Below are 18,433 nucleotides of genomic sequence, written 5' to 3'. Positions count from 1 at the left end.
ATATTATCATTTTTGCACGTAATCCTCGTAGTACTTTAACCGATGAAGCATATATAAAATCATGTGAATCGTTTGTTCAGTTAAAACATGAAATTAAGAAATATATGACGTACTATAATCACTCTTGCTATCAATAGAATTTAAAGAAGATGACTCCTGTTTGCATACAGAAATCATCTTTTTTAGGTTGCCTAACTTTTTTTAGAATGTCCTTTACAAAGGGTACAGATTAAGAGCACCTCATTCCTATTTAAGGGGATCACATATACCTTCTCCCCTTAAAATCACCAAAACCCATTTACAAATCTATAAAAGTAGATATAATATCCTTATGGAACCTTTATTAATTTATAAAGCATTGTCAAATGAAACAAGATGTCAAATTTTATCATGGTTGAAAAATCCAGAAAACCATTTCGATGAAAAACCTTATCTAGAGCAAGGCCTTAGCTTCCAAGTTGGAGTGTGCGTAGGAGATATCCAGCTTAAAACTGGCTTAGCCCAATCGGTTATTTCTAGTTATTTATTAACTATGAAAAAAGCAGGATTACTAGACTCTGACCGAATTGGAAAATGGACCTACTATCGCCGAAATGAAAAAACAATACGAGAGTTTTCTGAATACGTTCAAAACGAATTATAAAATGAAAGCTAATAATCAATCTGCATATCAATTGATTATTAGCTTTCACACATTCTGCTTTTTTACAGGTACCCAATTACTTTTTTATAAGATTGCACTACCTATAAAAGCAAGAAACATAGAAAGGAGAAAATTTTTTAATATATCATATCTAGTTATTTAGATATCTGTTATTGTATTTTAAATTACATAGTCCTGATAATATTGGCATCCGATCATACTTGTAATAATGCTTCTTTGTTAATGAATTTACTTTCAAAATACCGATACGAATGGAGAGTTTTATAAATGAAAAAAGTAAATCCTTTACTTATTCTGACACTCGCAATAGGTGTGTTCGGAATTATTACTACCGAGATGGGTATTGTCGGCGTATTACCACAAATCACTCAAAAATTCGGAATTTCAACTACACAAGCTGGATTTTTAGTAAGTATATTTGCACTAGTTGTTGCTATTTCTGGTCCGTTTTTAATTCTGCTCGTCTCTAGTATTAATCGCAAAATAATTTTATTATCAGCAATTTTCATATTTGTTATTTCAAATATAATCTACGCTTATACAACACAATTTGAAATCATGCTTATTTTTCGTATTTTACCGGCAGCACTTCACCCACTCTTCTTTTCAATTGCTCTTGTAACAGCTGCTAAACTTGTCCCTCCAGAAAAGAGCGGTCAAGCGGTTACAAAAGTTTTCATGGGAATTACTGTTGGCTTTGCTTTAGGTGTACCACTAACCTCTTACCTTGCAGACCAATTTTCACTCGAAATTGCTTTCTTATTCGGAGCGCTTGTTAACACTCTTGCATTCATTGGAATACTAATCCTACTTCCTTCTATGCCTGTTAAAGAAAAAATGTCTTTCGGCAAACAAATTCGTATACTCGGCAAACCAGGATTATGGTTGAATATTTTAACCGTCACATTCCTTTTTGCAGCCATGTTTTCCGTATACAGCTACTTCGCTGAGTACCTTGCAAAAGTAACTTCCATGAATGGATCTCTCATCAGTATCATGCTATTCATATTTGGTATAGTTATGATTTTAGGTAATCATTTATTTGGTAGTCTCCTGCAAAAAAGTATAGTAAATACAGTAATATTATTCCCTATCCTATACTCTATTGTTTACATATTGGTTTATTATTTAGGTTCCTACCTTGTTCCAATGATTTTTATCGTATTCATTTGGGGAATCGTACATGCTGGTGGATTAATTGTTGGTCAAACATGGTTAATAAGCGAAGCAAAAGAAGCGCCTGAATTCGGTAATAGTCTATTCGTTTCGTTCTCAAACCTCGGAATTACTTTAGGAACAACTATTGGAGGCTGGTTCATTTCAAACTTAGGTATTCACCAGCTTATTTGGAGCGGATTTATATTCACACTACTCTCATTTCTATTAATTATAATAAAACTAAAATTTTTCAATTCTAATAGCCAGGCTTCATTATCAAGCTAGTACATTTTCAGTTTCAAATTTGATAAAAAAACATTATAAATTCTTCTCATAAGATTTTATAAAGTGAAAAGTATAATGATCAAAGCCTTTAGCCATAATTACGACTAAAGGCTTTTTTGTATGAAAGAATAAACAACTATAAATCTAAAAGGAGCTAGTTTTATGGAACATAATCAAAATGGAGTACTTGCTTTAATTGTGTTGTTTTTAGGATTAGTGTTTTTCGTTAGTGGAATGGTTTATCATTTATGGGGTTCTTATTAATTTCAACTTTTAAACAAATAAATAATTCAAAAACTAAAACGTGTATTGTAATTATCGATATGGAATATTTCCAAAAACAAATTAACATGGTAAAATAATATTTGGACGGGAGTCCAATATTATTAAAATTAAGATGGTTCAAGTCGGAGAAAGGCACCTTAGGGTGTCTTTTCTTTATTTTCAAAAGGACCTGCTCAATTATTGCGTAAAAAACATAAAGTAAATTGAATCCGTTAAAATACATGAGTGACCCCTTGTTTCCCCTCTTATTAAAGGAGGAACTATTATGGGATTTGGTGGTAGTTGTAGTAGTTGTGGCGGCGGCTTTGCTTTACTAGTTGTATTGTTTATTTTATTGATCATTGTTGGAGCTTCTTGCTTCTGCTAAAAAACTATCGGAAAAGACACTCTTATATGGGTGTCTTTTCTTTGTAATAAAAAGCTTTCTATAAAGGAAGGTTTTTATATTTTTAGGCTTTTACATTCAAATTAGTTATTTACACAGCTCTTTATTCCTCCACATCTCTCATACTGTAATACCCTAAATTAATAATAATTAAGAAATACCCAGCCATAATTCCAGCAGCAAATGTCCACATGAATTCATGGTGTTCAATTTCATACATAATAATCGCTCCGAGTATTGCGGCTGCAAACCGATTCATCATGCCAAGCATTGGTGCTTTTTCTTTTTTTACGATGCTATTTCCGAACTTTTCAATACGCCTTCCTAAAATCCAGGCGCAGTACATACTAACTAAAAGGCCGATGCTTATCCCTACAAACTGGGCTCGAAAAGGTGTCATCAACCATCCCAGTAACATCACGCCTAGCAAACAATATATTTGTATGTTGAATGATCTTAATGCCATACGAATCATGTTATGCTCCTTATCTTTCTCATTAATCCCATCTCTCGGACTTCAAGCTTTCCGATATATCTTTTTTAAAATGAGGGAATTTTATTTTACTCACCATTAAATAAGCGAGTACGCATGTGCCAAATGCCACGGAAACTGGGTTATTTAGGAGGCATAAAATAAGGAGACACATTGCCGCAAATGGAATGGGCATTCCGATGAATGTTGGGAGTTTGCTTTGTTGCGTGTTAAATCTCGCAAGTCGAAGCATGCCACAAACACTGTAAGCAAGCGCACATAACATCCCGATGGACTGCAAATCTTTTAAAGCGACACTATATGCAAGAATAGACGGTGCTACACCAAAAGTAACTAAATCCGCAAATGAATCTAGTTCTCCGCCCATTTCCGAAACAGAATCTAGTTTCCGAGCAACCATACCATCAAACAGATCAAATACCATACCTGTAATAATGAACATAACTGCACCATACATATCGTGAACGAAAACAGCGTGAATAGCCAAAAGCCCACACACAAAATTTGCTATCGTAATCATATTTGGTATGTAACTCATAACACGCTTCTCCTCCTTTCTACTAATTGCTTCATCTCGGGTCTTACTCATTACAATCAAGATCCTTCTGTTTTTCTTCCAATATCACTTTATTTATTTTCGTTAACGTATCAGTCATTTGCTGCAAAGCTTCGATATCAATTTTCGAGAAATATTTCTCAATTAACACATCATCTAACTCAGACAACCGCTCTATATACTTACTACCGTTTGGACCAAGTGTAAGGAAATACTCCCGTTTATTATTAGGGTTTACTTGTTTCGAAATCATCTTCTGTTTTTCCAATTTCGATAAAACTTGGCTCACAGCACTTTTCGATATATTAAAAGTACTCGCAATGTTATTTGCTGTCGTGTTTTCATTTAAATTGATATAAAATAGCATGCTCTCTTGCTGCCCTGTAAGACCGAACTCATCCTTTAACTCCTGAAATAGTAAAATGTAGAAGTCATTGTAGGCTCGATTCATTTCATTAATTACTTCTTTATACGATCTAGTCATAGCATTCTTCCTCCAGTCATGCTGTTATTTCGCTATATAGTTTAGTTTAGTTAACTTAACTAAACTATATTATACCTTTATGTTCGTGTAAAGGGAAATATCGCTCCATCCTTTTCTACACAATTTGTGTAAATTATGAAATATGGTATGATCCTTTACCTTGTCTACTGCTTTTAATAGATCAAATCCCAACATAATATACTACATCTGTCATTCCAAATAATAAAACGTACCCATTATACAAATTCCATATAGACCCATTACTGGTTAAAATGTTATAATTAAAACACCCTACATAGTTACTCATGTTCAGGATGAGAAACTAGCGTCTTATTAAGTAATGCGCATAACTTAAATAAACAAGACACTGCAAAGTGTCTTGTTTATTTGCATCAAGTTTCCTTTTTATCCCAAAAACAATATAATAAAATGTAACATTCAATACATATAAAGAAAAATATAAATTTATTAAATTATTATGGCACCCATGAAAGTGCTTCTATTTTGGAGGAACAAACTATGAACAAAAAGTTAGTAACATCATTATTATGTAGCACATTCTTATTTGGATTATCAGCTTGCAGTTCACATGATACATCTAGCAGTAACACGAAAAACGAACAGGAGACTTCTAAAGAAACAAAGAATGATGAACTTAGCAACAAGGATCCTCAAAAAGAACTTCCCACCCAGGGAGATTCTTCTGATGTATACATATCAATACACTCTGCCGATTCATTAGATGTTATAGGTAATGGAGAAGTTAAAGCACAAGGTGTATTTAAAGTATTAGACGTCGCAGTTTATAATCGTCAAGAGGAACCCATTACACTAAATAGCAATAATTTTAAATTAATTGACGGAACCGGAAGAGAATATCACATTTCTAATGAATCTCAATTAGTACTTAAAGCTGCAAATACTGCTACATTTAAATTTGGTGTTCTTAATCCTAATGAAAATTCGGAAGGGAACATTGTATTCGATGTACCGAAAAATACGCAAGGATTAACTTTAAAAGTGAGTGGCGATATGTTGGGTAAAGGGATCGAGTTAAAGGCGGAATAGTCAAAGAAAATACAAACCGCCTATCACAACTTATACTAACATAACAAAAAGTACAGCCTCTGTATTAACTACAGTAGACTGTACTTTTTCATTTGTGATTTTGTATAACCCACTATAACAGGATTCCTTAGTTCTTTTGAGAAGATGCTCTCCAATCACGAAAAGATGTTGGAAACCCAGAATGTCCACGTTGCTTTGTAACAACTGGTTTCTCTTGAAGAGTAGTTGATTTCTCTTCAGGAATAGTTGGTTTTTCTTCAAGAATAGTTGGTTTTTCTTCAAGAATACTCAAAGCTGTTTGCATTTTCTCCAGCTGTTCTTTTAAAGCTTGCTGCTCAATCTTTAAATCCGTAAGTAAACGTAATATCATCTCAGAATTAGCCATAACGATCTCCTTTCCCCCAATGCACAGAATAAAATACCATATGTAATAAGCGGAATACTCGTGACAAAAATACGCTCGTCAACTCTTTTAAAATACCGAGTACTTTTATTTTTCAAAGGGACCTGCTCAAGTTTATCCGTAAAAACATAAAGTGATATAAATCCATTAATATATGGACTTTATGGAAGGAGGAGTTAATATGGGCTATGGTGGTAGTTGTGGAGGCTATGGTGGTAGTTGTGGTGGAGGCTGTGGTTTTGGCGGTGGATTCGCCTTACTTGTTGTGCTCTTTATCTTATTAATCATCGTTGGAGCTAGCTGTTGGGGCGGCGGATTCGGCTGCTAATAAGAGGCACTCTTGAGAGTGTCTTTTTTTTATTTCTCAATATAGGGCTAACATATATGTGTTACTATCAAAGTGCGAGATTCCCTAAGCGTAATATAGTAGTTTACCAACTATGAAAGCCACTGTCACAAGAAAACAGTAGGCTTTTATTTTGTTATTTAACAAGATTAAAACAGGGATTGCCATTTCCCCTCCGTACCATTTTAAAATTGACATAGCACTTCATGAACCATATACTGTTAACAACAGTATACTGTCATTAACAGTATACATTCTAGGAGGTATATTCATGAAACATACAGGAAGACATACAGGTGCATTTCTTTTGTTATTTTTAGCAGAAGGTGATAACTATGGCGGACAGCTACTTCAGAAATGCGTGGAAGAACTTCCGGTCAATCCAATCGATAGTGCCATCCTTTACCGCACGCTGAAGAAATTAGAAAACGAAGGTGCGATTGAATCTTATGTAAGTACATCCGTTCCAGATAAGCCGAGAAAGATGTACAAAATTACTATAGCCGGAAAAGAACAATTAGCGGATTTTCAAATGGATATTGAGGAAAAAATGAAAAACTTATCATTTTTCTTAGACAAATATAAAGACTTAAAGGAATCTAATCATGATTAATGGTGCTATCCTTTACACTTTGGCCATTATTCTTACGGGGATTTCTTTTATGAAGGATCGGAATAAAACGAAAGCTGCCCTATTAAAATCATGGAAAATATTTCAAAACCTCCTCCCTGCCATGCTCTCCATTATGCTTTTCGTTGGACTATCACTTTCTATCTTAACGCCGTCCTTCATCTCTTCCATCATTGGAGAACAGTCTGGATTTTTAGGTATTATTTATTCAGCACTACTCGGATCTGTGGCACTTATCCCAAGCTTTGTCGTGTTTCCTCTTGGTAATACGTTAGTACAGCACGGCGCAGGTCTTCCTCAAGTTGCGGCACTCATGTCTACACTAATGTCAGTAGGAATTACAACCTTGCCTATGGAACAAAAGATATTCGGACGAAGCTTTGCTTACGCTCGTAATGCATCTGCATTACTCATGTCACTCCTATTCTCATATATCATTTGGGTGGTGATGGTATGAATGAACTAAAAAGATATCGCTTCTTTTTCATTTTGCTGATTGGACTTATCATACTAACTTTTATAAACCAATCTTTAGGATGGAGCGCATTACAATTAACGGGGAATAGCATTTTAGATATGTTGTTTCTACTCCCCCCTGTCCTAGTATTTGTAGGGTTACTTGATCAGTGGGTGAAGAAAGAAACGCTAATGAAATACATGGGAGAAAAGTCCGGCATATATGGAATATTATTCTCTCTATTATTAGGCGGTATTGCAGCTGGTCCCCTCTATGTTGCCTTTCCGATTGCAGCACTACTATTAAAAAAAGGCGCCAGCATTAGGTACATCGTATTTTTCTTAGGCGTTTGGACAACTGCGAAATTACCGATTATGGTATATGAATTTTCTTCATTTGGCGCTACTTTTACGCTCATTCATATTTGTTTCGGTTTAGTGTTCTTTTATGTAATGGGGCTTATTTTTGAGAGGTTTTATGATCAGGGGCAGTTGTTGCAGTATGATATTACGAAAGAAATGTAAAAAGACATCTTTAATCATAAAGATGTCTTTTTTATATGAAGCTTAATTCTCATTCTGTAAAACCTGCGTTGCCTTTACTTCCTTTTTCTCTTCTTTTAAGAACAACGATACGATAAAAGCAATAATGATAAAGATTAACCCTAGTGTAAATGCACCTTGGAATCCAGATGTTAAACCGTTTAACTTCTCTACTGGGTCCATTGGATTTGCGGAACTTTCCATATAGCTAGTTGTTCCTGAAGACATTTTCGAAATAAAGATAGCTGTACCAATTGCGCCAGCTACTTGCTGCAGTGTATTAAACAGTGCTGTTCCGTGCGGATATAAATCTGGTGTTAATTGATTTAAACCATATGTTTGTGCTGTCATTACAAACATGAGTCCGACCATTAATACGCTATGCATGACAATAATTTGTACCAGTGATGTGTCAGGAGTAATGCCTTTAAATAAGAACATTGCAATCCCTACTAACACAATACCGGGAACGATAACAACTTTCGGACTAAATTTATCAAATAGTTTACCTGCGATTGGTCCCATTATGGCGCTAATAATACTTCCCGGAAGCATTATTAATCCTGATTTAAATGCTGTAACGAGTAAAACTGTTTGCAAGAACATCGGTAATAAAGTCATCGTTGAAAATAACGACATCATCACAATGACGATTAATCCAACTGATATTGTAAACATCGGAACTTTAAATGCGCGTAATTCTAAAATTGGATTCTCAATTTTTAATTGTCGAACGACAAAAATACATAATGATATAAGCCCAACAATTAAAGTGCCATACACTTTCGGATCGGACCATCCTAAATCACCCGATGCACTAAAGCTATACACAAGCCCACCAAATCCTAATGTCGATAAAAGGATAGATGGATAATCTACTTTTGGCCTTGTTAACTCTGTAACATTTTGAATGTACTTCATCCCAATCATAATTGAAATGATCACGATAGGAATAACAATGTAGAATAACCAGCGCCAATTTAATGAATCAACAATTACTCCTGATAATGTAGGACCAATTGCTGGAGCTGACATCATCACAAGTGCGATTAATCCCATCGTGGCACCGCGCTTTTCAGGTGGACAAATAATTAAAATCGTATTCATTAATAACGGTGAAATTAACCCCGTCGCTACCGCTTGGACGATACGGCCGACTAATAAAACGGAAAATGTCGGTGCAAATCCCGCAATTAATGTACCGACTAAAAACGTTACCATAGCGATCAAAAACATTTGTCTCGTTGTGAGCCATTGCTGAAGTAACGCTGTAATCGGGACTAAAACCCCAACCACCAACATGTAAGCTGTAGAAAGCCATTGAATAGTTGAAGCTGTTACGTCAAATTCTTTCATTAATACAGTTAACGCATTACCAAGTAATGTTTCGTTTAATAATGCAACCATTGCCCCTAAAAGTAATGCAATTAAAATCGGGGTATGTTTCATATTAGAAGTATCAACTTTGCCACTTGCAGGGCTCTTAGTTGTTATATTCATTTGCAGATTCTCCTCCTGTTTCTTACTTAAAAAGCTTTAAATACACCGGAACACATGTAATATAATATACATATGTAGATTAAAAAGGGAGAATCAATTTAAAGTCATTGTATATTTAATCTACACAAAAGGAGAATTGTAGATGAACGATAATGAAAAACAACTTGATTTACGTATTAGACGTACACATAAATTACTGTGGGATTCCTTATTTGAATTAATGACGCAATCAAAACAGAAATATAGTACCATCACGATTAACCAAATTTGTGACCTTGCGATGGTACACCGAACAACCTTTTATAAGCATTTTGAAGATAAAGATGCCTTATTAGCGTTTGGTTTTAAGCGCTATGGGGAGATGATTGCTGAAATACCGCTTTTAGATCGATTAAGTAAACCATTTCAAGTGATGGAACAATTCCTACACCATGAAGAAATCGGTAAAATATTAGAGGCGCAAATGTCTGATGAACAATTTATTAGCCGTATACATTATTTAAGTCATGAAACGAGAAAACAAGAAACAGAAGCGTTAAATCAGCTGTGCAAAAATCATACGATGCCAAATGATTTAATCATTGAATTTTATTCAGGGGTAATCACATCATTAAGTGCGTGGTGGTTTCAAAATGAAAGAACAGTTTCTGCGGCAGAAATGGATAGGCACTTCCACCAACTCATTAATCGGGATATTTTTCAGTTTGAAAAGGAATAGTGTTACAAATTTCCGCTCATGTAATCAAATTGACCACAAAATAGGAATATGATATATTTTCCGTAGAATACTATATAAGTGTGACATCGAATAAAATGGCATATAATAAAAAGAAGAGATGCGCTAACATCTCTTCCCTAACTGCTACCGTATAGGGTGGTAGTTATTATAAGTTATTTCTTTTTGCGGAACCCACCCTTTTGCTTGCTACGGCGCGGAGTGGTTTTTTTGTTGTCCTTATCCGGAAGTTGCTTTCACAAATTCTTTTACAAGATCGAACAAAAACTCCATATTATCACCTCCTTTCCTTCCAAATAGAAAGAAGGGATAACCATCCACCCTCTCAATATGCAGTTAAATATATTTTACCAAACGATTGTAAAGATATTATGTAAACAAAACAAATGAAATTTTACATAGAAAAAAGCCCATATGAAAATGGGCTTTTTGCATACTATTTATTCTCTTTTAGCTTCTCTAACTCCCGCTGTACTTCTTCTTGTAAATTTTGATCTAACACTTCTTGGTGATTCGGAGACTTTAAATTAGAAAAATAGTTACTAGCAGCTGTTTCGGCTTCTAGCTTTTGCACATACGATTCAATGCGTGCAAAGCCTTTCGCTGTACTTTCTGTATGGAACGAGTCAATTGCTCTGTTGCTTTCTTTGATTGCTTGCGCCGCATTTAACCGTGAAACAAGAACTAGCTCTTTATATTGCAACTCTCCATATTTCCTTTGCAATTTGTCAATTTGTTCATAAATCGTTGCTGTTTGCTCTTTTGTTACTTCGTACTGCTTACGATATAGTTCCGCTTTTTTCTCATTCACAATTTTTTCTTGCAGGGCTAACTGCGCCATCTGATCTTCTTCGCGTGATACGGCAAGCTCAGCTTGGCGAGTTCTTCTTGCAATAAGAGCATCCGTTTCTGAAATTAATGCTTCATATTTCTTTTCTAAATAATATTGATGAGAAAGTGCTTTTTCAGCCTTCGTAATTTGCTGTTCTGTTTCGCGAAGATATTGCTTCAACATGCTAACAGGTTTTTCTATCTTATCTAACGTTTGATGCACATCCGCCACTACAATATTTTTAATGCGTTTTAAAATACCCATTATTACTTCTCCTCCTTACGAATATTGCGTTCCCATTGATCTAAAATATCTACTTGTTTTTGCACTTGAAAATCGCTGTATACATCTATATGAGTTGCCATTCTTTTCTCTTTAAACTTTTTATATGCCCAAACAATCGCTGCAACAAATGCAAGCATCGGAAGGACCGGTAATAAACCAATAACTAGGAGCAATATGCCTGTCCATTTTTTAACCGTATTCCCTTCAGACTTACGAAGGATTAACCAGCCGAAAAGAACAAATCCAAACGCTAACAGGAATGGTATAAAGAATAAACCTTCAAACTCTTTTTCATGGTGTTTTTCATGATGCTGATTTCGCTCAAAGTTATTAAACTTTTCTTTTTGTGTAACGAAAGCTTCCCTTTCTTTATCGTGAGAAACAGTATACGCCGCTTGCTTATGCTTCTCATGATCCCACCTTTCAAACTTCATACTATGTAATCCAAACAATAGTAATGCTAGAAGTAATGGAAGAATCAAAATCCATTTTAACCAACGCCATTTTTTACGTTTATTCTTTTTCATCTGTTCACCACCATCTATCATTCGTTTTGAGATAAGTAAAAAATGTATTACCTCCCTTTACCTTTGATACATATGAGTGTAAAACTTGGACGTGAGAAGAAAATGAAGGAAGCATGATGAATATATGAGAAATATATAAGAAATTTCTCATAATGATTTCAAAACGAAAAAACCTAACTTCTCCATATAAAATAGAGAAATTAGGTTCTTTTTCATTCTTTCTATTCACTTTCAAAAATCACTTCCCAATCTTCTTCAAATTCAAACTCTCAATAATCGAATGAGCATATCCATCTTTCCCAACTCGCACCATCGCTCTTCCTAATTGTTCTGAAGTTATCACACTGCCGAATCTCTTTAATAGTGGATTAAAAGGTTTCATCACATCGTACATCAATTGATACGATTTCGTTTTTGATTTCACACCGTTTGCCGGGATGATTAATCCTGGTCTAAACATATACGCAGCTTTGAAAGGTAAACGCAATAACGCATTTTCCGTTCGCCCCTTCACTCTCGCCCACATCGTACGTCCTGCTTCTGTACTATCTGTGCCGCTACCAGATACGTAAATGAACGTCATGTTTGGATTTAACTCCGCTAATGTGTTTGCGGCACATAACGTTAAATCATACGTTACCTTTGTATATTCCTCTTCCTTCATCCCTTGAGAAGAAACACCTAAACAAAAGAAGCATGCATCAAATCCGGTTATTTTTTCTTCAATAGACGATAAATTAGCCACATTTGTAAGCTCAATTTCATTTAATTTTTCATGCATCGCATTCGTACGTTTTCTGCCAATCGTTACGACTTCTTTTACTTCCTCATTTAATAATACTTTTATTCAAGGTCTTGAGAAGTTATTGTCAGATTAAGGAGGATAACATGGCGCTATGTGAAGGTTGGAGCGGCATGCAGGTAACTTCCTTAAATTATATAACTGGGTCTTTTGCAGTTTAAGGGGAAAGAGATCTATATAATCAAATCCAAATTCTGCTTTTATATGAACTATTGTAGGGATAATACCACTTATAAATGGGCATTGTCATATAAAAAGTTTTGTTTTCTATTTTTAAAAATGAGGGAGGCAACATTTATTTAATTAATTCCTCAGAAACAGCTTAGAATTTAAAAAAGGAATAAAGTAATAACCCTATCCCTTCTATCTTCGTTAGATTTAACTCATATAAACATTATTCAAAGTATCCAAAAATCCTATCAGGGTTGTAGTTTTCAATCACTACTGTTGTAAGGTCTATCTGATGTGGATCAACCTCTGCTAGTTCTGCTTTAGGCCCAGTTTGCATAGAAACATCTGTACTTGATTTCATAGCATTTAAAACTTCCTTTTTAAAATTATCACTTATTTCTGTAAAAGTTGTAGTATCTTCTATTCTTCCCTCTAGACATTCCCATGATGGAGCATGACTATAGCGGTAATACTTTTGCCCCTTTTTATCTTCACATGTTATGTAGTACTTAAGGCCATCAGGAATGAGCTTTCTACTTACTGGCATTATATACCCTCCTTTTTTCATAATATTCATTCTATACTATTTATTACTAAAGAAAAAGGGCAATAGATTAATAAAATGATAACCAATGTCTTACACCTTTACCATGAATAATATTAATGCTGATAATAACTATAAAGCTCCTCTAGGCTAATGTTAATTCCACCCTTGATAAGTCTTTCTTTCCTAATATTGAATAACTTATCTAATATTTCTTTCTTAGCATCAAAAAACAAAAAATGGATTTTCCTATGACAGACTACGCAGATGGAGACTATGTTAGCATGGCTATCTAAACTATCTTCAAACTGTTCCTAATACTGCATAGGGACACCCTTACATAATTCTTAAAAATAAAATAACCATGGCCATACTCACATAAGTAATTAGCATATGCCATAGCCCTACTTGCAGTTTTAAGGTTTCGGCTCCATACCTTCTGATTGTTTACTGCCCTCTAATTAGATTTGTCTTTTGGCTTACCCTCAATATTAGAGCTACCAACATCATCAAGGTTTCTTGTAACGTACTTTTCACACTCTCTATAATTTGTTCTCTGTATATATAATTAGCTTTAGAGATAGTCAGATGTATTAATATACTCCATTGAACCTTGTATCACAGAGGCATCACTTGGATCAAATAAAACTAAATTTGTACCATTTTGATGAACAGTACTTCTAAATATTATTCCTGCATATCCTTGCTCACTTATATAATTAGCAAGAGCATGGAAAGGAGCATACTCATAATTTTTTACTTCTTGTTCATTAGTATGAATTGGCTTGAAAATCTGGTCAGATGAAAACATATTACAATAAACATTAGCCATGATGTAGCTTATCTTTTCTCTATTAAAAGATAAATTTTTCAATGCATGTTTATAGATGTAGGCTTTTAACTCTGTTTCTGATTGAGGGATACTATTGTCACCACTAATATTTATTACTTTCTTGTTATTTGCTGATTCATTACATTTAAACTTACAAATTGTTGCTACAGAATTATTAGTTGCTCTTATCTCTTTTAAAACAGTTCTCACTACATGTTTTTTAACAGTAGATTCATCCTTGCCTTTGTCTTTCCCTACAACACCTGAATAAAGGAATGCTTTTCCTGGAGGATTCATTCTGTTATTTCCTTTGGCATACTCTAACTTAGGTATCATTCTTTCATAATTATTAAGGTCAATCTCCCCTGATACTCCTCTATACATAGTTTTTATATCAGCAAGAGTAACCTCAAAGAGTTTACAAGTCTCCTTGAAAAAATTATCAAATACTTTAAAGAAAGTGTAGTCATTAATTATCTTTTCTAAATCGTTATACTCAACTAATCCATTATACAAATCTTCTTTCAAACATTGCCATTGCTCGCTCATTAAATCAACATTAATCTCAAAATCTTTATTACTCACTTTGTTCCTCCTAGACTCCCCATAATTATTTCTATAACTAAAGTACTGTTATTGCTTTTCTAAAGTGTATCGGCTTATCTCTTATTTGAATAAAGAAGTCATCCAGTTCCTCTTTAACTGAGACACTTTCCTTTGTATCTATAATGGTGCTAAAAACCTTTTCCCGCTTTTTAAATAATCCACCTTTTGAAAAGAGAGCTAACTCATATTTGCAGTCCTTATCATAATAAAGGCCAAGAGAAAATATCTTCTCTATTTCCTCAAGAATATCTTTATGCCCCCTTAGATTAAAGTATATCCAATCTTTATAATCTGGTCCAATCGCTTTATACAATAGCCACTTTCGTATGGAGTAAAACGTCGATAAATTTATGTTACAAATATTCAGAATTAATATTAAAATGAAGAATGGGGATAGGGGTATGTAATTATAAAATTTATACATAACGAGGGAATAGAAATGAAACTACAATTAAAAGCGGATTTAGGGCTACTACTAGTTACATTCTTTTGGGGTGCATCCATCTTACTTACGAAGGTTGGACTTGAAGGCATAGAAGAATACAACTTAATCGCATTACGATTTATTATTGCCTTTCTTTTATCAGGTTTAATATTTTACAAACATTTATTCAAAATCGATTTTAAAACTGTAAAATATGCATTTATACTCGCTTCTGTCTTATTTATCGTTTACATTTTCGCGACATTCGGCACAAAGTACACAAGTGTTTCAAATGCTGGTTTCTTACTATGTCTCACAGTCATTTTCATTCCGATATTATCAGCTATATTTTTAAAACACATTCCAGAAAAGAAAGTGATAGTAGGAATCATTTTAACAATAATAGGAATCGGCTTATTAACATTAACGAGCGAATTCAAGATCGGTAATGGCGATATATTTTGCATACTGTCAGCCTTATTTTATGCGATTCACGTCATCATCACTGGCAGCGTAACAAAACATGTAAACTCAATCGCACTTGGAGTCATACAACTCGGCTTCGTCGGCCTATTTAGTCTTATTTTTTCATTCATTATCGAAACACCAAAGCTTCCTAGCACAACCAACTCATGGCTCATCATCTTAGCCTTAAGCATATTTTGCACCGCAGTTGCTTTCATCGTGCAAGTTATCGCCCAGCAATACACGACGCCTACACATACAGGACTTATCTTCTCATTAGAACCTGTCTTTTCCGCAGGCTTCGCTTTCGTTTTCACTGGTGAAACACTTACTGGGAAAGGATACTTAGGCGCGACGCTTATATTAGTAAGTGTGTTGATTGCTGAGGTGGATTTTAAGAGTTTGTTGAGGCCTAATTATAAGAAGAATATAGAGTAAATATTTCACTATGATCAATAAACATACCCCAGAAAAAATATGAGTTTATATTATTTTCATTCTCTTCACTTAGATTTTCTTTTAAATGAGACTTTTTTAGATGCTATCTTCGAATAAGGTAGCATCTAAAAAATGTTAAAATAAATTTGCCCCTAGTATCTTCTTATATTTTATGTAGCCTTCATATTTGACCTTTTCTACGTTCTTTGAAGTAAAGATGTTCAAAATTACTTACTGAATATAGTCATACAGATTTTTCGCTAACAATAAACAAGTTACTGTAATGAAAAGAGCACGAACATACCCGCTTCCTTTTTTTATAGCAAATTTGGAGCCAACAATCCCTCCAGCAATTTGAGCAATCCCCATTATAAAACCATACACATAGTTTACTTGCCCTACATACATAAACATCAACAATGCACCAACATTACTTCCTAAATTAAGAAGCTTCGCATTACCTGCTGCTTTTAAAAAATCATATCCAATAAATAAAAGAGAAAACATTAAAAACGAACCTGTGCCAGGACCTAGAAATCCATCATAAAAACCAATAGCAAAAACAAAAAAAGTAAAGATAATGACGTGTCGACCAGACAATTTTTTATGAGTGGAAATACTGCCCCAATCCTTTTTGAATATCGTATAAATAGCAACCGCACCAAGCATAATCAGCATCAATGGCTTCAGTACTTCTGGGTTCATTAAATGAACGGTCCATGCCCCTATTATGGAACCTACGAAAGTGAGTGGAACTAATTTAAACGCCGATTTCAAATCAAGATTACCAGAACGATAAAACACAATATTACTAGTTGCACACCCCATTGTCGACGCTAGTTTATTCGTAGCTACTGCACTTGCTGGATTCAGTCCTGTAAATAATAAAGCGGGTAAGGCAATCAGTCCTCCACCACCTACAACTGAATCAATAAATGCAGCTAAAAATCCAAAAGCAATCAAAATAATTAATACTGATGGGTCTAAATAAAAATCCATACTATTAACCTCCCCTTTAGTCACTATCAGAATAGTAACTAATAATTTGCTAAATGTAAACAGTTATTGTAACGTTGAAATATAAAGTGAAGCTTTAATCAGTGGGGGTTTTGTTCATCCCCACTGATTATTAGTTGAACCAATCGGGCTTTTACGGGCAGTTGATCCCCCACCTAACTTCTTTGCTTCCGCTGAATTTTGAGGTGGGGGTCTTACTGCCCGTTAATGCGGGATAAAAGCAAACATCGGAGGACGAAAAAAGTGGACTACATAGTGCAACAGCTTAAAAAAATTGGTTTTAATGAGTATGAAGCTAAATCTTATGTATCTCTTGTTAAACAGGGGCCTGTCACAGCCTACCAAGTGAGTAAGGATTCGGGTATCCCAAGAGCGCGAATTTATGAGATTTTGGGTAACCTTGTAGAAAAAGGAATTGTCATGAAGGAAGAAATAAATGACACCACTCGCTATTCACCTCTACCTGTTGAAATCTTTTTACAAAAGGCGCAATCAGAATGGCAGTCTACTTATGAAGGAATCAGTGATTCATTAAAAAAACTAGAAACTTTCGAGGAAAAAACGGATAATCGAGTGATTACTTTAAAAGACAATAAAACAATCATTAGCTATTGTCAGGCATTAATAAAAAAAGCAGAACAACGTATTGTCATTTCAATGTGGGATGAGATGTATGAAGCGTTAAAAGAGGATCTATCTCAGGTAGCTGATAAAGTTACAGTACAAGGCATTACCCTGCATGTGGAAAATCCCATTAAAAATCTAGAAGCCCATCGCATAACACCTTATACAGAAACCTTGTCTACAGAACATTGGTTTATTTTATCGATAGATTCTAAAGAGATGATTTATGGACCATCAATTGAAGAGCGTAATATTGCTTTTTATACAGATGACCCCATTCATATATACTTATTAGAGGATTACGTATGGCATGATGTTTTAGTAAATCGACTTGTCCGACGTAGCCAAGACGATTTGGAGCAATGGATTACTACAGAGAGAAAATCCTTCTTTATAGAAAAATAAGAAATATATTCAAGAGCAAATCGAAAAATTTGCGTATTAAACCTAACAACTTCTCCGTACAAAAATAGCCGACTATTATATAGTAAATAGTCGGCTATTTTTATATAAATTTATACAGACGCTGCCATTTTCCCTTTACGGAATATTCCCATTAACCCAGCGATTAATGGGATAAACGCTTCTCCCACTCTTTCACCTTCTCAATTGTTACATCTAATTTCTTAGCTACTTCTTCTATACTCATGCCCTTAAAGAGCATTCCAGCTGCCGAAAGTGCTTTATCTATTTCTTCTTGCTTCTCTTGCTCATATAAAGTGAAACTTTAATCAGTGGGGGTTTTGTTCATCCCCCACTGATTATTAGTTGAACCAATCGGGCGTTTACGAGCAGTTGATCTCCCACCTAACTCCTGTGCTCCAGCCGAATTTTGAGGTGGGAGTTTTACTGCCCGTTAATGCGGGATAAACG

24 protein-coding genes and 1 pseudogene are annotated in these 18,433 nt (G+C 34.6%); 12 read left to right on the top strand and 13 right to left on the bottom strand.

Annotation, left to right across the window (positions count from 1 at the left end; all coding sequences use genetic code 11):
* Positions 1 to 35 precede the first annotated feature (35 nt).
* From ABH959_RS16225 to ABH959_RS16210, 4 genes and pseudogenes are all read left to right on the top strand, one after another.
* Positions 36 to 137, top strand: a pseudogene (locus ABH959_RS16225) (TetR family transcriptional regulator); the annotation flags it as partial.
* A 194-nt stretch (positions 138 to 331) separates the two neighbouring features.
* Positions 332 to 643: an ArsR/SmtB family transcription factor gene (locus ABH959_RS16220; RefSeq protein ID WP_002087249.1), complete on the top strand. Its 312-nt coding sequence runs from the start codon at positions 332 to 334 to the stop codon at positions 641 to 643.
* A 288-nt stretch (positions 644 to 931) separates the two neighbouring features.
* Positions 932 to 2,107 (top strand): MFS transporter, encoded by a 1,176-nt coding sequence (locus tag ABH959_RS16215; protein WP_002125689.1) that lies wholly within the window; start codon positions 932 to 934, stop codon positions 2,105 to 2,107.
* A 550-nt stretch (positions 2,108 to 2,657) separates the two neighbouring features.
* Positions 2,658 to 2,759: a YjcZ family sporulation protein gene (locus ABH959_RS16210; RefSeq protein ID WP_000505688.1), complete on the top strand. Its 102-nt coding sequence runs from the start codon at positions 2,658 to 2,660 to the stop codon at positions 2,757 to 2,759.
* Positions 2,760 to 2,880: 121 nt separating this feature from the next.
* Here ABH959_RS16210 and ABH959_RS16205 read toward each other — a convergent pair whose 3' ends face one another.
* From ABH959_RS16205 to ABH959_RS16195, 3 genes are read right to left on the bottom strand one after another with little or no spacing between them, the layout of a single operon-like run.
* Positions 2,881 to 3,252 (bottom strand): ATP synthase subunit I, encoded by a 372-nt coding sequence (locus tag ABH959_RS16205; RefSeq protein WP_098635075.1) that lies wholly within the window; start codon positions 3,250 to 3,252, stop codon positions 2,881 to 2,883.
* 22 nt (positions 3,253 to 3,274) lie between these two features.
* On the bottom strand, positions 3,275 to 3,859 hold the full coding sequence (pssA, locus tag ABH959_RS16200) for a CDP-diacylglycerol--serine O-phosphatidyltransferase (RefSeq protein ID WP_404492890.1): 585 nt from the start codon (positions 3,857 to 3,859) through the stop codon (positions 3,275 to 3,277).
* The gene (locus tag ABH959_RS16195) at positions 3,852 to 4,310 is read right to left on the bottom strand and encodes a MarR family winged helix-turn-helix transcriptional regulator (protein WP_404492889.1); all 459 of its coding nucleotides are present in this window, start codon (positions 4,308 to 4,310) and stop codon (positions 3,852 to 3,854) included. Before ABH959_RS16195 ends, pssA begins: the two co-directional genes overlap by 8 nt.
* Before the next feature lie 519 nt (positions 4,311 to 4,829).
* Here ABH959_RS16195 and ABH959_RS16190 point away from each other — a divergent pair.
* Positions 4,830 to 5,378 (top strand): DUF4352 domain-containing protein, encoded by a 549-nt coding sequence (locus ABH959_RS16190; RefSeq protein WP_404492888.1) that lies wholly within the window; start codon positions 4,830 to 4,832, stop codon positions 5,376 to 5,378.
* A gap of 127 nt (positions 5,379 to 5,505) precedes the next feature.
* Here the strand turns inward: ABH959_RS16190 and ABH959_RS16185 are convergent, their stop codons facing one another.
* Entirely contained in the window at positions 5,506 to 5,763 is a 258-nt protein-coding gene (locus tag ABH959_RS16185) for a preprotein translocase (RefSeq protein ID WP_404492887.1), read from the bottom strand.
* A 199-nt stretch (positions 5,764 to 5,962) separates the two neighbouring features.
* Between ABH959_RS16185 and ABH959_RS16180 the strand changes: the two genes are divergently transcribed.
* The 4 genes from ABH959_RS16180 (at position 5,963) to ABH959_RS16165 (ending at position 7,739) form a co-directional block, all read left to right on the top strand.
* Entirely contained in the window at positions 5,963 to 6,109 is a 147-nt protein-coding gene (locus ABH959_RS16180; RefSeq protein ID WP_000540380.1) for a YjcZ family sporulation protein, read from the top strand.
* A gap of 289 nt (positions 6,110 to 6,398) precedes the next feature.
* Entirely contained in the window at positions 6,399 to 6,740 is a 342-nt protein-coding gene (locus ABH959_RS16175; RefSeq protein WP_113936656.1) for a PadR family transcriptional regulator, read from the top strand.
* Positions 6,733 to 7,215, top strand: coding sequence for a hypothetical protein (locus ABH959_RS16170; RefSeq protein ID WP_098633271.1), 483 nt, complete (start codon positions 6,733 to 6,735; stop codon positions 7,213 to 7,215). The genes ABH959_RS16175 and ABH959_RS16170 overlap by 8 nt, the downstream gene beginning before the upstream one ends.
* On the top strand, positions 7,212 to 7,739 hold the full coding sequence (locus ABH959_RS16165) for a permease (protein WP_404492886.1): 528 nt from the start codon (positions 7,212 to 7,214) through the stop codon (positions 7,737 to 7,739). The genes ABH959_RS16170 and ABH959_RS16165 overlap by 4 nt, the downstream gene beginning before the upstream one ends.
* Before the next feature lie 42 nt (positions 7,740 to 7,781).
* On the opposite strand, the gene ABH959_RS16160 is transcribed toward ABH959_RS16165, so the two are convergent.
* Positions 7,782 to 9,257 carry an MDR family MFS transporter gene (locus ABH959_RS16160; RefSeq protein WP_404492885.1) on the bottom strand — a complete coding sequence of 492 codons (1,476 nt, stop codon included), beginning with the start codon at positions 9,255 to 9,257 and terminating at the stop codon, positions 7,782 to 7,784.
* A gap of 142 nt (positions 9,258 to 9,399) precedes the next feature.
* Here ABH959_RS16160 and ABH959_RS16155 point away from each other — a divergent pair, with 142 nt between their 5' ends.
* Complete coding sequence (locus tag ABH959_RS16155; protein ID WP_404492884.1) at positions 9,400 to 9,975, top strand: TetR/AcrR family transcriptional regulator; 576 nt, start codon at positions 9,400 to 9,402, stop codon at positions 9,973 to 9,975.
* A 454-nt stretch (positions 9,976 to 10,429) separates the two neighbouring features.
* Here ABH959_RS16155 and ABH959_RS16150 read toward each other — a convergent pair whose 3' ends face one another.
* From ABH959_RS16150 to ABH959_RS16125, 6 genes are all read right to left on the bottom strand, one after another.
* Positions 10,430 to 11,089: a PspA/IM30 family protein gene (locus tag ABH959_RS16150; RefSeq protein ID WP_404492883.1), complete on the bottom strand. Its 660-nt coding sequence runs from the start codon at positions 11,087 to 11,089 to the stop codon at positions 10,430 to 10,432.
* A gap of 2 nt (positions 11,090 to 11,091) precedes the next feature.
* Positions 11,092 to 11,637 (bottom strand): hypothetical protein, encoded by a 546-nt coding sequence (locus ABH959_RS16145; protein WP_269480851.1) that lies wholly within the window; start codon positions 11,635 to 11,637, stop codon positions 11,092 to 11,094.
* Positions 11,638 to 11,875: 238 nt separating this feature from the next.
* Positions 11,876 to 12,418 (bottom strand): Rossmann-fold NAD(P)-binding domain-containing protein, encoded by a 543-nt coding sequence (locus tag ABH959_RS16140; RefSeq protein ID WP_404492882.1) that lies wholly within the window; start codon positions 12,416 to 12,418, stop codon positions 11,876 to 11,878.
* A 415-nt stretch (positions 12,419 to 12,833) separates the two neighbouring features.
* A complete protein-coding gene (locus ABH959_RS16135; protein ID WP_404492881.1) occupies positions 12,834 to 13,157 on the bottom strand; it encodes a hypothetical protein in 324 nt (107 codons plus the stop codon).
* 571 nt (positions 13,158 to 13,728) lie between these two features.
* A complete protein-coding gene (locus ABH959_RS16130; RefSeq protein ID WP_404492880.1) occupies positions 13,729 to 14,571 on the bottom strand; it encodes an RES family NAD+ phosphorylase in 843 nt (280 codons plus the stop codon).
* Between the two features lie 37 nt (positions 14,572 to 14,608).
* Positions 14,609 to 14,905 carry a hypothetical protein gene (locus ABH959_RS16125; RefSeq protein ID WP_404492879.1) on the bottom strand — a complete coding sequence of 99 codons (297 nt, stop codon included), beginning with the start codon at positions 14,903 to 14,905 and terminating at the stop codon, positions 14,609 to 14,611.
* A gap of 126 nt (positions 14,906 to 15,031) precedes the next feature.
* Between ABH959_RS16125 and ABH959_RS16120 the strand changes: the two genes are divergently transcribed.
* Positions 15,032 to 15,919 (top strand): DMT family transporter, encoded by an 888-nt coding sequence (locus ABH959_RS16120; protein WP_404492878.1) that lies wholly within the window; start codon positions 15,032 to 15,034, stop codon positions 15,917 to 15,919.
* 231 nt (positions 15,920 to 16,150) lie between these two features.
* Here the strand turns inward: ABH959_RS16120 and ABH959_RS16115 are convergent, their stop codons facing one another.
* The gene (locus ABH959_RS16115; protein ID WP_404492877.1) at positions 16,151 to 16,918 is read right to left on the bottom strand and encodes a TSUP family transporter; all 768 of its coding nucleotides are present in this window, start codon (positions 16,916 to 16,918) and stop codon (positions 16,151 to 16,153) included.
* Between the two features lie 261 nt (positions 16,919 to 17,179).
* On the opposite strand from ABH959_RS16115, the gene ABH959_RS16110 reads away from it, so the two are divergent.
* Positions 17,180 to 17,965, top strand: a complete 786-nt coding sequence (locus ABH959_RS16110) for a TrmB family transcriptional regulator (protein ID WP_404492876.1) — start codon at positions 17,180 to 17,182, stop codon at positions 17,963 to 17,965.
* Between the two features lie 163 nt (positions 17,966 to 18,128).
* Here ABH959_RS16110 and ABH959_RS29405 read toward each other — a convergent pair whose 3' ends face one another.
* Positions 18,129 to 18,251, bottom strand: coding sequence for a MerR family transcriptional regulator (locus tag ABH959_RS29405; RefSeq protein ID WP_087955610.1), 123 nt, complete (start codon positions 18,249 to 18,251; stop codon positions 18,129 to 18,131).
* Positions 18,252 to 18,433 lie beyond the last annotated feature (182 nt).

The organism is Bacillus sp. RC51 (assembly GCF_044908115.1).
Lineage (GTDB): Bacteria > Bacillota > Bacilli > Bacillales > Bacillaceae_G > Bacillus_A > Bacillus_A mycoides.
This window is presented reverse-complemented; position numbering and strand designations above follow the sequence as displayed.

Coding starts and splice junctions, on each gene's coding strand:
- ABH959_RS16170 (WP_098633271.1), top strand. CDS start 6,733: ATGATTAATGGTGCTATCCTTTACACTTTGGCCATTATTCTTACGGGG.
- ABH959_RS16205 (WP_098635075.1), bottom strand. CDS start 3,252: ATGATTCGTATGGCATTAAGATCATTCAACATACAAATATATTGTTTG.
- ABH959_RS16215 (WP_002125689.1), top strand. CDS start 932: ATGAAAAAAGTAAATCCTTTACTTATTCTGACACTCGCAATAGGTGTG.
- ABH959_RS16165 (WP_404492886.1), top strand. CDS start 7,212: ATGAATGAACTAAAAAGATATCGCTTCTTTTTCATTTTGCTGATTGGA.
- pssA (WP_404492890.1), bottom strand. CDS start 3,859: ATGAGTAAGACCCGAGATGAAGCAATTAGTAGAAAGGAGGAGAAGCGT.
- ABH959_RS16180 (WP_000540380.1), top strand. CDS start 5,963: ATGGGCTATGGTGGTAGTTGTGGAGGCTATGGTGGTAGTTGTGGTGGA.
- ABH959_RS16210 (WP_000505688.1), top strand. CDS start 2,658: ATGGGATTTGGTGGTAGTTGTAGTAGTTGTGGCGGCGGCTTTGCTTTA.
- ABH959_RS16155 (WP_404492884.1), top strand. CDS start 9,400: ATGAACGATAATGAAAAACAACTTGATTTACGTATTAGACGTACACAT.
- ABH959_RS16175 (WP_113936656.1), top strand. CDS start 6,399: ATGAAACATACAGGAAGACATACAGGTGCATTTCTTTTGTTATTTTTA.
- ABH959_RS16120 (WP_404492878.1), top strand. CDS start 15,032: ATGAAACTACAATTAAAAGCGGATTTAGGGCTACTACTAGTTACATTC.
- ABH959_RS16195 (WP_404492889.1), bottom strand. CDS start 4,310: ATGACTAGATCGTATAAAGAAGTAATTAATGAAATGAATCGAGCCTAC.
- ABH959_RS16160 (WP_404492885.1), bottom strand. CDS start 9,257: ATGAATATAACAACTAAGAGCCCTGCAAGTGGCAAAGTTGATACTTCT.
- ABH959_RS16115 (WP_404492877.1), bottom strand. CDS start 16,918: ATGGATTTTTATTTAGACCCATCAGTATTAATTATTTTGATTGCTTTT.
- ABH959_RS16140 (WP_404492882.1), bottom strand. CDS start 12,418: ATGCATGAAAAATTAAATGAAATTGAGCTTACAAATGTGGCTAATTTA.
- ABH959_RS16150 (WP_404492883.1), bottom strand. CDS start 11,089: ATGGGTATTTTAAAACGCATTAAAAATATTGTAGTGGCGGATGTGCAT.
- ABH959_RS16185 (WP_404492887.1), bottom strand. CDS start 5,763: ATGGCTAATTCTGAGATGATATTACGTTTACTTACGGATTTAAAGATT.
- ABH959_RS16145 (WP_269480851.1), bottom strand. CDS start 11,637: ATGAAAAAGAATAAACGTAAAAAATGGCGTTGGTTAAAATGGATTTTG.
- ABH959_RS16135 (WP_404492881.1), bottom strand. CDS start 13,157: ATGCCAGTAAGTAGAAAGCTCATTCCTGATGGCCTTAAGTACTACATA.
- ABH959_RS16220 (WP_002087249.1), top strand. CDS start 332: ATGGAACCTTTATTAATTTATAAAGCATTGTCAAATGAAACAAGATGT.
- ABH959_RS16190 (WP_404492888.1), top strand. CDS start 4,830: ATGAACAAAAAGTTAGTAACATCATTATTATGTAGCACATTCTTATTT.